We start from the raw sequence: 11,543 nt of genomic DNA, 5'->3' as shown, positions 1-11,543 counted from the left end.
GGTGGTCGGCGGCGCGTTCGGGAGGCGGGGGCGAGATGGTCACGTCGCGCGCCGTGCTGCGGCGGGGGCTGGCGTTCGGTCTGCGGGCCGGGGCGATCCCGGCGGGGGCCGGCGCCCTGCTGTGGGTGCTCGTCATGGTGACGAGGTGTCTCAACGGCCCGACCGGCAGCACGCTGGAGGAGCCGGCGTCGGCCGCGGTCGCGGTGCTGGGGTCGCTGGCCGTCGGCGCGTCGATCGGCGCGGTCGTCGGCCTGGTGCTGGCCTACGCCCCGCTCCGACTGGTCGCCTCCGGGCCGTTGCGGGCACTGGTCTGTTGCGTGCTCGCCACGGCGCTGGCCTTCGGCGAGGTGGTGGTGATGGCGGTGTCCAGCAAGGGCGGCTACGGGCCGATCCTGTTGGCGCTGCTCGCCATGCCGGTGGTCGGTGGGGTCACCGCGGCCCGCAGCGGGCACCTCGCGGCCGCGCGGATCAGGCCTGAGGGCACGCGTCTCGGGCGTCCTGCGGGGCAGTGCCCCGTCCCGCCCGGATGACGACGACTCCGGAGGAGAGGTCTATCGGGCCCGTCCCGGGATCGCCGTCGCCCACGTCATCGACGACGAGCGACATCTTCTGCCGCTCCTCCTCGGTGTGCTGACGGCCCGGTGCGAACAGTTCCTCGGCGATGTTGAACATGGTGCCTGCCCCCTCTTCGGCGTGACGCGCACCCGTCCCCTGGCCCCGAGTGTAGGCAGCAGAGGCGAAAGAGGGGGCAGAAGTGGTCAGCTCACCTTGAGCCGGAGAATCCGGTCATCGCCCTTGTGCGGGGTGCCCCGGCCGTCCGTGTTGCTGGTGACCAGCCACAACCCGCCGTCGCCGGTCGCCACGACGGTCCGCAGCCGCCCGTAGGTGCCCTTCAGAAAGGCCTGCGGAGCCGCCACCGGCTTCGTCCCGTTCAGCGCGATCCGCCACAGCCGTTCGCCGCGCAGTGAGGCCATCCAGATCGAGCCCTTGGCGTAGGCGATGCCGCTGGGCGAGGCGTCCGCGGTCTTCCACACCTCGACCGGATCGACGAAACCGGCGCCGGTCCGCCCGCCCTTGGCCTTGCCCTCGATCTCCGGCCAGCCGTAGTTCCTGCCCGGCTCGATCAGATTGAGCTCGTCCCAGGTGTCCTGCCCGAACTCCGAGGCCCACAGCCGGCGGTCGCCGTCCCAGGCCAGGCCCTGCACATTGCGGTGGCCGTAGTCGTAGACGACGGAGTCGGCCGACGGGTTGCCGTGGGCCGGCTCGCCGTCCGGGGTCATCCGCAGGATCTTGCCGCCGAGCGACTTCTTGTCCTGGGCCAGTTGGCCGTCGCCGGTCTCGCCGGTGCCGGCGTAGAGCATCTTGTCCGGGCCGAACGCGATCCGCCCGCCGTTGTGGATCTGCCCCTTGGGAATCCCCCTCAGGATCGTGTCGGGAGCGCCGAGCTGATCGCCCTGGGGGCGCTTCTCGTCGTAGATCATCCGGGCGATGCGGTTGTCGGAGGCGGTGGTGAAGTACGCGTACACCTGGTGGTCGGTGCCGAACGTCGAGGACACCGCGATCCCCAGCAGCCCGCCCTCGCCCCCCGGGTCCACGCCCGGCACCGAGCCCAGCTCGGTGGTCTTCCCGCCGTCCGCGGCCACCCGGACGATCTTTCCGGTGTCGCGGGAGGCGACCAGCAGGTCCCCGCCCGGCAGCACCGCCACGCCCCACGGGGACGTCAGACCGGTGGTCAGCGTGGCGGCCACCTTCACCGAGCCCTTGGCGGGCGGCGCGGTCGAGGACGGCGTGGCGGCCGGCGAGCCGGCGCCCGCCGAGGCACCGGGGCTCTTCGCCGGAGTGGTGGCACGCCCGCCGTCCTGGGGCTTGCCGCCACCGGACGAGCAGCCCGCTGCCAGGAGCAGCGAAGCGGCAGCCAACACGGCGGTCTGGGAACGGCGTTGCACGGAAGTGGTCCTCTCGTCGGCGGGGCGTGCACAAGAACACCACATCGGGCCGCCGAACGCGCTCACTCGGCCCGTCCGGGCCCCGCCGCCAGCCGCCGGGCCGGCACCGGTACCGTCCCGGCTACCAGGACTGAAGCGCCGGCGGCAGCGCCGCGATCTCCGCCAGGTCCTCGCGGGTGAGCGCCAGATCCGCCGCCGCGGCGTTCTGCGCGGCCCACCGCTCCTTCTTCGTGCCGGGTACCGGGACGACATGACGGCCCTGGGCCAGCACCCAGGCCAGTGCCACCTGCCCCGGCGTCGCGCCGTACCGGTCGCCGACCCGCCGCAGCCCGGCCACCACCGGCTGGTTCGAGGCCATCATCTCGGCGGTGAAGCGGGGGTGGCGGGCCCGTATGTCCGCCGGTTCGAAGCCCTGCCCCGGGGTGAGGGTGCCGGTCAGAAAGCCGTTGCCCAGCGGCATCGCCGCCAGGAAGCCGATGCCCCGCGACGCGCACCACGGCAGCAGCTCCTCCAGCGCCTCCGGGGACCACACCGACAGCTCGGCCTGCACGCTGCTGACCGGGAACACCTGCTGGATGCGCTCCAGTTGGGCCAGCGTGCCGTCGTGCATCCGGGAGCGGGGGTGCACAGCCGCAGGTCCCGGCCGCCGCTGCGTACGGGCGGTGAGCGGCGGTCGTGCCTGCCGTACCGCCCGCGCGCCCACCGCGCACAGCCCCAGCGACCGCACCTTCCCGGCCGCCACCAGCTCCGCCATCGCCCCCCAGGTCTCCTCGATGGGCACCTCCGGGTCGGCCCGGTGCAGCTGGTAGAGGTCGATGTGGTCGGTCTGCAGCCGGCGCAGCGAGGCGTCGCAGGCCCGCTTGACGTACCCGGGCCGCCCGTTGGCGACGATGTGCTGCTCGCCGACCAGCAGCCCGCACTTGGTCGACACGAACGCCTCCGCACGCCGCTCCTTGAGCACCCGCCCCACCAGCAGTTCGTTGGTGAACGGCCCGTACATATCGGCGGTGTCCAACAGGCTGGAGCCCAGGTCCAGCGCGGTGTGCACGGCCCGCAGCGACCCCTCCTTGTTGCGCTGCGACTCGGTATACCCCCAACTCATCGGCATGCAGCCGAGCCCGATGGCACCCACTTCGAGGGCCGCCGCGCCGATAGTCCTGCGCTCCACCTGGTTGTGCCTCCGTCCCCTCGCCCCCGATCAAGGGCCAGACCAAACTAACGTCTGAGCAGAACATCTCTTCGCATAGCCTCTGGCCATGGCAACCGCAGAGCAGCGCACCGAAGCGAACGACGTCTGGCTCCCGATCCCGCCCGGCGAGATCGAGGGCCTGCCCGCCGGATTCCGCTACCTCCACTGGGACGCCGGCCCCGACTTCCCGGCCGATCCGGCCCGGTGCGCGTGCTACGTCGTCCCCTACATGAAGGGCACGGAGGCGAGCCTGCGCCCGCTGTCGCGGATGAGCCGGGTACGGGTCGTGCAGACCCTCACCGCCGGGATCGAGCACATGCTGCCCGGGCTGGCGCAGATGCCGCCCGGTGCCCAACTGTGCAACGCCCGCGGGCTGCACGACGCCAGCACCGCGGAGCTGGCGCTCACCCTGATCCTGGCGGCGCTGCGCGACATCCCCGGCTTCGTGCGGAGTCAGGACGCGGGGGAGTGGCGGCCGGGCTTCCGTCCCGCGCTCGCCGACAAGTCGATCCTCATTGTGGGCTATGGTTCGATCGGCAGTGCCATCGAAGACCGGCTCACGCCTTTTGAATGTGCGCGGGTGGTGCGCGTCGCACGCACCGCGCGTGACACTGTGCGCGGCCCTGTGCATCCACTCTCCGACCTGTCCGCCCTCCTGCCCGCGGCGGACGTCGTCGTGCTCGCCGCTCCGCTCACCGACGGCACCCGTGGCCTGGTCGGAGGCGATTTCCTGGCCCGGATGAAGGACGGCGCACTGCTGGTGAACATCGCGCGCGGCCCGATCGTCGACACCCAGGCGCTGCTCGGCGAACTGGAGTCCGGGCGGCTTCGTGCGGCGCTCGACGTCACCGATCCGGAACCCCTGCCCGCCGGACACCCGCTGTGGCACGCTCCCGGCGTGCTCATCACTCCACACGTCGGTGGCCCCAGCTCTGCCTTCCTGCCCCGCGCGAAGCGGCTGCTGCGCGAGCAGTTGACGCTTTTCGCGGCCGGCGAGCCCCTGCGCAACGTGGTCGCCACCGCCGGTGAAAGCGGTTGCGCGTAGCGCTACGAGGCCGTACGACTGCAGGGGGTATTCAAATCGCGCTCCCTGTCACGCTCCGTAGAGGTGCTATGTCCCTGAGTGACGGAACTGGTGTATCGTCCCGATCGGGGACGGCGCCGGACGAAAGCGGCGCGATGGGAAAGATCCGGAACGCGAGGGGGGCGACGGGCGATGTACGGCCGATGGACGATCCGCGAGATGCGTGATCCACGAGCGCCCGCGGGAACGCGGCGAGGCCCCCGGGCGCACCGTCCGCGACGAGGCCCCGCACGGGACACCGGGAGAGCACGGTGAGTGCCCCCGGGGCGATGCTCTCCCGGTCGTCCGCGCCGGCCGGCGGTCCGGCGAGCGCGGTGCCGCAGATCGTCCTGGCCGTGGTCTGCGGCGGCTACGCCGTCGGTGCCGCCTTCGGCTGGGGCTCACGCCAAGTCGCCATGTTCATGGGCGACTTCGGCCTCAGCTTCGCGGCTCTGGTCGCGGCGGTCTCCTGCGGTCTGTACGCGCGCCGGCACCGCAGCCGGTTCCGTCCGGCCTGGATGCTGTTCGCCGCCTCCTCGGGGATGGCGGGCATCGGCAACGGCGTATGGGGATGGTACGAGGTCATCGAGGGGACCACTGTGCCCAGCCCCTCGCTGGCCGACTTCTGCTTCCTGCTGTTCGCGCCGCCGGCCATCGTCGGTCTGCTGGTGCTCGCCAAACGGCCGGTCACCAGGGCCGGCTGGGTCTGCCTGGGGCTGGACTCCTGGCTGATCGCCGGGTCGCTGCTGACGCTCTCCTGGAGCCTCGCGCTCGCGCACACCGCCCACTTCCAGGGCCGCAGCGTGGCGCAGAGCGCACTGTCGCTGGCCTATCCGCTGCTGGACATCGTGCTGGTGAGCATGGTGCTCGCGCTGCACTTCCGGCGCTCGTCCGTACACCGTTCCGCCATCAACACCGCCGTCGCGGCGCTGGCGTTGACGGTGCTGTGCGACGCCCTGTTCAGCTCGCCGCTGCTGCGTGAGCACTACCGCTCCGGCCAGATCCTGGACGCCGGGTGGTTCGCCGGCTCGATACTGCTCGCGTACGCGCCCTGGGTGGCCCGCCGCGCGGGCGAGGAGGAGCCCGAGGAGGCCGAGCCCGCCCGCCGCCCGCAGCCGCACGGCAGCCGCCCCATCGCCGGCTCGCTCGCCGCGCTCACCCCGTACCTCGCCGCCGCGGTGTGCACCCTGGGCATCCTCACCAACGTCCTGGGCGGCCGGCGGATCGACCGCGTGGTGCTCTTCACCGGCTGCACGGTCGTCCTCGCGCTGGTCGTCCGCCAGGGCATCATGCTGCTCGACAACATCACCCTCACCCAGGAGCTGGCCCAGAAGGAGAACCACTTCCGCTCCCTGGTGCAGGGCTCCAGCGACGTCATCATGATCGCCGCCCCGTCCGGTGTGCTGCGCTATGTGAGCCCGGCCGCGGCCGGCGTCTACGGGCGGGACGCCGAGGAGCTGGTCGGCTCCGAACTGGCGTCGCTGATCCACCCCGAGGACCTGGGCCGGGTCGTCCACGAGGTCCGCAGGTTCCTCGCCGCCGACCCCGAGGACGAGCCGACCACCCGGATCGAATGCCGCTTCCGCGCCGGCGAGCGGCGCTCGGGCCGTGGGGGCACCTCCCGCTCGAGCGCAGTCGAGAGTGGGGGAGGCTGGCTGAACGTCGAATCCACGGTCAACCGCCATCACGGCGGCCTGATCTTCAACTCCCGCGACGTCACGGAGCGGGTCCGGCTGCAGGCCCAGCTCCAGCACAACGCCTCGCACGACGCGCTCACCGACCTGCCCAACCGCGCGCTGTTCACCGAACGCGTCACGAAGGCGGTCACCGGCCGCCGGGCCAGCGACCACGACACCGCCGTGCTCTACATCGACCTCGACGGCTTCAAGCAGGTCAACGACACCATCGGGCATCAGGCGGGCGACGAGCTGCTGGTGCAGGCCGCCCGCAGGCTCGGCGACTCGGTGCGCTCCGGGGACATAGCGGCGCGGCTGGGCGGCGACGAGTTCGCCGCGCTGATCACGGGCGACGGCACCCGCGACCGCGCCGCCCGTGAGTTCCGGATCCACGAGATCGCCGACCGCCTGCGCATCAAGCTCTCCGAGCCGTACCGCATCGACGGCCGGGACGTACGGGTCGCCGCCAGCATCGGCGTCGCCTTCGCCGAGCCCGGCGTCACCCCCGCGGGTCTGCTGCGCAACGCCGACCTGGCGATGTACCGCGCCAAGCAGGCCGGCAAGGGCCGGGTGGAGCTGTACGCCCCGCAGCTGCAGGACGAGGTCGCGCACCGCGCCGAACTCGCCACCAAGCTGCGTACGGCCCTCCAGGACGGCGAATTCGCGCTGCTGCACCAGCCGGTGGTCGAGCTGGCCAGCGGACGGGTCACCGCGGTCGCGGCCCACGCCCGCTGGCGCTCCGCCCAGGGCATCCTGTTCACCCCGGCCGAATTCCTGCGGGTCGGCGACCGCGGCCGCTACACCGAGGACGGCGATCGCGCCGCCGAGCTGGACCGCTGGCAGCTGCAGGAGGCGGTCGAGCAGGCCGCGGCGCGCCATCGCGCCGGCCATCAGATCCCGGTCGCGGTCCGGCTCTCGGCCCGGCGGCTGCTGGACCGCTCACTGTCCCCCAAGGGCGTCGAGTCGCTGCTCACCCGGCACGGCCTGCCCTCGCGCGCGCTCGTCCTGGAATTGTCCGAAAGTGATCCCCGGCTCCCGCTGGACGATCTGGAGCGCCGGCTGGTCGCGCTGCGCCGCATCGGCGTGCGGATCGCCCTGGACGGCTTCGGCAGCGGGTACGCCGCGATCAGCGCGCTGCGCCGGCTCCCGATCGACGTGCTGCGGCTGGACCGCGGGCTGGTCGACGGCGTGGTCGAGTCCTCCCGGCTGCACAAGATCACCGCCGGTCTGCTGCGGATCGCCGGCGACCTGGGCATGCAGTCCGTCGCCGACGGCGTCGACCTGCCCGAGCAGGTCCTGGCACTGCGCTCCATGGGCTGCACGCACGGCATGGGCGTGGCGTTCTCCGGACCGCTCGACGAGCACCGGCTGCGGCGCACGCTGACGCACTCCGGCTTCCCCGTTCCGGACCTGGCCGGGCAGAGCCGTGCGGTGGTGCTCAGCGGCAGCGGACTGCCCGTTCGGCGCGGCGGGCTGGCGGGCCCGGATTCGCTCGTGCATCCGCCATTGCGCTCAAATAGTGAGACCTCCGTCCCACCCACTTGACACTCGGTGCACGGCGGGGGGAGGGTCAGTGCCATGCGCACCCGAATTCTCGTACTTGGAAAGCGCGTCGGCTGAAGCTGGGCCCGATGAAACCCAGCTGACCGCACCGACGCGCTCCCCTCGCTTGCCTCACGGCACGAGGGGTTTTTTGTTGCATAGCAACCTCACAAATCCCGCCAAAACCCTCAGCTTCGAGAAGAGACGCAGATGACCGAGCAGGCCTCCGGGGCCCACCATCCGCAGCCGCGGGCCCGTAACTCCGGCGGACCGCAGCAGCCCGCCACCGTCGAGCACGTCACGGGCGCGCAATCCCTCATCCGTTCGCTGGAGGAGGTCGGGGCCGACACCGTGTTCGGCATTCCCGGCGGTGCGATCCTGCCTGCGTACGACCCGATGATGGACTCCTCGAAGGTCCGGCACATCCTGGTCCGCCACGAGCAGGGCGCCGGGCACGCCGCCACGGGGTACGCCCAGGCCACCGGCAAGGTCGGGGTGTGCATGGCGACCTCCGGTCCCGGTGCCACCAACCTCGTCACCCCGATCGCCGACGCGCACATGGACTCCGTCCCGCTGGTCGCGATCACCGGCCAGGTCGCCTCCAAGGCGATCGGCACGGACGCCTTCCAGGAGGCGGACATCTGCGGCATCACGATGCCGATCACCAAGCACAACTTCCTGGTCACCGACCCCGCCGAGATCCCCCGGACGATCGCCGAGGCGTTCCACATCGCCTCCACCGGCCGCCCCGGCCCGGTCCTGGTCGACATCGCCAAGGACGCCCTCCAGGCGCAGACCACGTTCGTCTGGCCGCCGCACACCGAGCTGCCCGGCTACCGCCCGGTCACCAAGCCGCACGCCAAGCAGATCCGCGAGGCGGCCCGGCTGATCGCCGAGTCCAAGCGCCCGGTGCTCTACGTCGGCGGCGGGGTGCTCAAGGCCGGCGCCACCGCCGAGCTGAAGGTGCTCGCCGAGCTGACCGGGGCGCCGGTCACCACCACGCTGATGGCGCTGGGCGCGTTCCCCGACAGCCACCCCCAGCACGTCGGCATGCCCGGTATGCACGGCGCGGTCACCGCGGTCACCGCGCTGCAGAAGTCGGACCTGCTGATCACCCTCGGCGCCCGCTTCGACGACCGGGTCACCGGCAAGCTGGACTCCTTCGCGCCGTACGCCAAGGTCGTGCACGCGGACATCGACCCGGCGGAGATCGGCAAGAACCGCGCCGCGGACGTGCCGATCGTCGGTGACGCCCGCGAGGTCATCGCCGACCTGATCGTCGCCGTCCAGGCCGAGCACGACGCCGGCCACAAGGGCGACTACAGCGCCTGGTGGAAGGACCTCAACCGCTGGCGCGAGACCTACCCGCTGGGCTACGACCTGCCGGACGACGGCAGCCTGTCCCCGCAGCAGGTCATCCAGCGGATCGGCCAGCTCGCCCCCGCCGACACCATCTACGCCGCGGGCGTCGGCCAGCACCAGATGTGGGCCGCCCACTTCATCGACTACGAGCAGCCCGCCACCTGGCTCAACTCCGGTGGCGCCGGCACGATGGGCTACGCCGTGCCCGCCGCCATGGGCGCCAAGGCGGGGCAGCCCGGCCGTACGGTCTGGGCGATCGACGGCGACGGCTGCTTCCAGATGACCAATCAGGAGCTGGTCACCTGCGCGCTGAACAACATCCCGATCAAGGTCGCGATCATCAACAACGGCGCGCTGGGCATGGTCCGCCAGTGGCAGACCCTGTTCTACAACCAGCGCTACTCCAACACCGTGCTGCACAGCGGCCCGGAGGCGGACGGCAAGCAGCCGAGCGCCGGTACCCGCATCCCGGACTTCGTGAAGCTGTCCGAGGCGATGGGCTGTGTGGCGATGCGCTGTGAGTCCCCGGACGAGCTGGACAAGGTCATCGCGGAGGCCAACGCCATCAACGACCGCCCGGTCGTGGTGGACTTCATCGTCCACGAGGACGCCCAGGTGTGGCCGATGGTCGCCGCCGGCACCTCCAACGACGAGGTCATGGCCGCCCGGGGCGTGCGTCCCGACTTCGGCGACAGCGAAGACGACTAGAGCCCAGGACGACACGGACGCACGGAAGAAGAGAGAAGACCATGTCCAAGCACACGCTCTCCGTCCTGGTGGAGAACACCCCCGGCATCCTCGCCCGGATCGCCGCGCTGTTCTCCCGCCGCGGCTTCAACATCGACTCGCTCGCGGTCGGGGTCACCGAGCACCCCGACATCTCCCGCATCACCATCGTGGTCAGCGTCGAGTCGCTGCCGCTGGAGCAGGTCACCAAGCAGCTCAACAAGCTCGTCAACGTCCTGAAGATCGTCGAGCTGGAGCCGGCCGCCGCGATCCAGCGCGAACTGGTCCTGGTCAAGGTCCGCGCGGACAACGAGACCCGCTCGCAGATCGTCGAGATCGTCCAGCTCTTCCGCGCCAAGACCGTGGACGTCTCCCCGGAGGCGGTCACCATCGAGGCCACCGGGTCCAGCGAGAAGCTGGAGGCGATGCTGAAGATGCTGGAGCCGTTCGGCATCAAGGAACTGGTGCAGTCCGGCACGATCGCCATAGGCCGTGGCGCCCGCTCCATCACGGACCGCTCGCTGCGCGCGCTGGACCGTTCGGCCTGACGGCCGATCCGCCCGCGGCCCGTTCGGACCGCATGGCGAGACCCACCGACCTTCCCGACCCTGCCCGACGTACTGTGTGGGCACCCCGCTAGATCCAAGGAGATACCCGAAGTGGCCGAGCTGTTCTACGACGACGACGCCGACCTGTCCATCATCCAGAACCGCAAGGTCGCGGTGATCGGCTACGGAAGCCAGGGCCACGCCCACGCGCTGTCCCTGCGCGACTCGGGCGTCGACGTGCGCGTCGGTCTGCACGAGGGCTCCAAGTCCAAGGCCAAGGCCGAGGAGCAGGGCCTGCGCGTGGTGACCCCGGCCGAGGCCGCGGCCGAGGCCGACGTCATCATGATCCTGGTCCCGGACCCGATCCAGGCCGAGGTCTACGAGGCGTCCATCAAGGACCACCTCAAGGACGGCGACGCGCTGTTCTTCGGCCACGGCTTCAACATCCGCTTCGGCTTCATCAAGGCCCCGGCCGGCGTGGACGTCTGCATGGTCGCCCCCAAGGGCCCGGGCCACCTCGTGCGCCGCCAGTACGAAGAGGGCCGCGGCGTGCCGTGCATCGCGGCCGTCGAGCAGGACGCGTCCGGCAAGGCCTTCGAGCTGGCGCTCTCCTACGCCAAGGGCATCGGCGGCACCCGCGCCGGCGTCATCAAGACCACCTTCACCGAGGAGACCGAGACCGACCTGTTCGGTGAGCAGGCGGTGCTCTGCGGTGGTGCCTCGGCGCTGGTCAAGGCCGGCTTCGAGACGCTGGTCGAGGCGGGTTACCAGCCGGAGATCGCGTACTTCGAGTGCCTCCACGAGCTGAAGCTGATCGTGGACCTGATGTACGAGGGCGGCCTGGAGAAGATGCGCTGGTCGGTCTCCGAGACCGCCGAGTGGGGCGACTACGTCACCGGTCCGCGCGTCGTCACCGACGCCACCAAGGCGGAGATGAAGAAGGTCCTCGCCGAGATCCAGGACGGCACCTTCGCCAACAACTGGATGGCGGAGTACAAGGCCGGACTGCCGAAGTACAACGAGTACAAGAAGGCCGACGAGGGCCACCTCCTGGAGACCACCGGCAAGCAGCTGCGCAAGCTGATGAGCTGGGTGGACGACGAGGCGTAAGCCCGACGGACAGGGGGCCGCGAAGCAACTCGCGGCCCCTCGTCCATGTGTCCGGCCGGGCGCCGACCAGGTGCCTTGTCCACCGCGTAGAACCACGCACGGGTGATCCTTCCGCAACGGCGCAGGACGCGCCCTCCACCGCCACTACACTGCCCATCACAAGCGCGTTCAGGCCCACAACGTCGTGCGTCTTCCACGCGGCTTTCCCCCTTCACCGCCTTCGGCCGTCGGGACGGCCGTCCGCGAAGGACTAGTGAGGACTGAAGACCACGTGAGCTCGAAACCTGTCGTACTGATCGCCGAAGAGCTGTCGCCCGCCACCGTCGACGCCCTCGGCCCGGACTTCGAGATCCGGCACTGCAACGGCGCGGACCGCGCCGA

At 71.2% G+C, this 11,543-nt stretch carries 9 protein-coding genes; 6 read left to right on the top strand and 3 right to left on the bottom strand.

What is annotated here, in order from left to right; translation table 11 throughout:
- Positions 1-35: 35 nt before the first annotated feature.
- Positions 36-530 (top strand): hypothetical protein, encoded by a 495-nt coding sequence (locus ACFWZH_RS18675; RefSeq protein WP_384431767.1) that lies wholly within the window; start codon positions 36-38, stop codon positions 528-530.
- On the opposite strand, the gene ACFWZH_RS18670 is transcribed toward ACFWZH_RS18675, so the two are convergent.
- The 3 genes from ACFWZH_RS18670 to ACFWZH_RS18660 all read right to left on the bottom strand — a co-directional run bounded on the left by ACFWZH_RS18670 (position 469) and on the right by ACFWZH_RS18660 (position 3,114).
- Positions 469-606, bottom strand: coding sequence for a DUF6191 domain-containing protein (locus tag ACFWZH_RS18670; RefSeq protein WP_384432146.1), 138 nt, complete (start codon positions 604-606; stop codon positions 469-471). The two genes, ACFWZH_RS18675 and ACFWZH_RS18670, sit on opposite strands and share 62 nt — an antisense overlap.
- A 152-nt stretch (positions 607-758) precedes the next feature.
- On the bottom strand, positions 759-1,946 hold the full coding sequence (locus ACFWZH_RS18665; protein WP_384431764.1) for a PQQ-dependent sugar dehydrogenase: 1,188 nt from the start codon (positions 1,944-1,946) through the stop codon (positions 759-761).
- Positions 1,947-2,067: 121 nt separating this feature from the next.
- Positions 2,068-3,114 (bottom strand): aldo/keto reductase, encoded by a 1,047-nt coding sequence (locus tag ACFWZH_RS18660; protein ID WP_384431761.1) that lies wholly within the window; start codon positions 3,112-3,114, stop codon positions 2,068-2,070.
- Positions 3,115-3,202: 88 nt separating this feature from the next.
- Here ACFWZH_RS18660 and ACFWZH_RS18655 point away from each other — a divergent pair, with 88 nt between their 5' ends.
- From ACFWZH_RS18655 to ilvC, 5 genes are all read left to right on the top strand, one after another.
- Positions 3,203-4,180: a 2-hydroxyacid dehydrogenase gene (locus ACFWZH_RS18655; protein WP_384431759.1), complete on the top strand. Its 978-nt coding sequence runs from the start codon at positions 3,203-3,205 to the stop codon at positions 4,178-4,180.
- A 290-nt stretch (positions 4,181-4,470) separates the two neighbouring features.
- Positions 4,471-7,419, top strand: coding sequence for a putative bifunctional diguanylate cyclase/phosphodiesterase (locus ACFWZH_RS18650; RefSeq protein WP_384431756.1), 2,949 nt, complete (start codon positions 4,471-4,473; stop codon positions 7,417-7,419).
- Between the two features lie 207 nt (positions 7,420-7,626).
- Positions 7,627-9,486, top strand: coding sequence for an acetolactate synthase large subunit (locus ACFWZH_RS18645; RefSeq protein ID WP_384431753.1), 1,860 nt, complete (start codon positions 7,627-7,629; stop codon positions 9,484-9,486).
- Positions 9,487-9,527: 41 nt separating this feature from the next.
- On the top strand, positions 9,528-10,052 hold the full coding sequence (gene ilvN / locus ACFWZH_RS18640) for an acetolactate synthase small subunit (protein ID WP_384431750.1): 525 nt from the start codon (positions 9,528-9,530) through the stop codon (positions 10,050-10,052).
- Positions 10,053-10,163: 111 nt separating this feature from the next.
- Complete coding sequence (ilvC, locus tag ACFWZH_RS18635; protein ID WP_384431747.1) at positions 10,164-11,162, top strand: ketol-acid reductoisomerase; 999 nt, start codon at positions 10,164-10,166, stop codon at positions 11,160-11,162.
- Positions 11,163-11,543 lie beyond the last annotated feature (381 nt).

It is taken from the genome of Streptomyces sp. NPDC059008 (assembly GCF_042749045.1).
Lineage (GTDB): Bacteria > Actinomycetota > Actinomycetes > Streptomycetales > Streptomycetaceae > Streptomyces.
This window is presented reverse-complemented; position numbering and strand designations above follow the sequence as displayed.

Excerpts from the sequence above, each read along its gene's own strand:
- ACFWZH_RS18675 (WP_384431767.1), top strand. The coding sequence starts at position 36 with ATGGTCACGTCGCGCGCCGTGCTGCGGCGGGGGCTGGCGTTCGGTCTG.
- ACFWZH_RS18670 (WP_384432146.1), bottom strand. The coding sequence starts at position 606 with ATGTCGCTCGTCGTCGATGACGTGGGCGACGGCGATCCCGGGACGGGC.
- ACFWZH_RS18655 (WP_384431759.1), top strand. The coding sequence starts at position 3,203 with ATGGCAACCGCAGAGCAGCGCACCGAAGCGAACGACGTCTGGCTCCCG.
- ACFWZH_RS18645 (WP_384431753.1), top strand. The coding sequence starts at position 7,627 with ATGACCGAGCAGGCCTCCGGGGCCCACCATCCGCAGCCGCGGGCCCGT.
- ilvN (WP_384431750.1), top strand. The coding sequence starts at position 9,528 with ATGTCCAAGCACACGCTCTCCGTCCTGGTGGAGAACACCCCCGGCATC.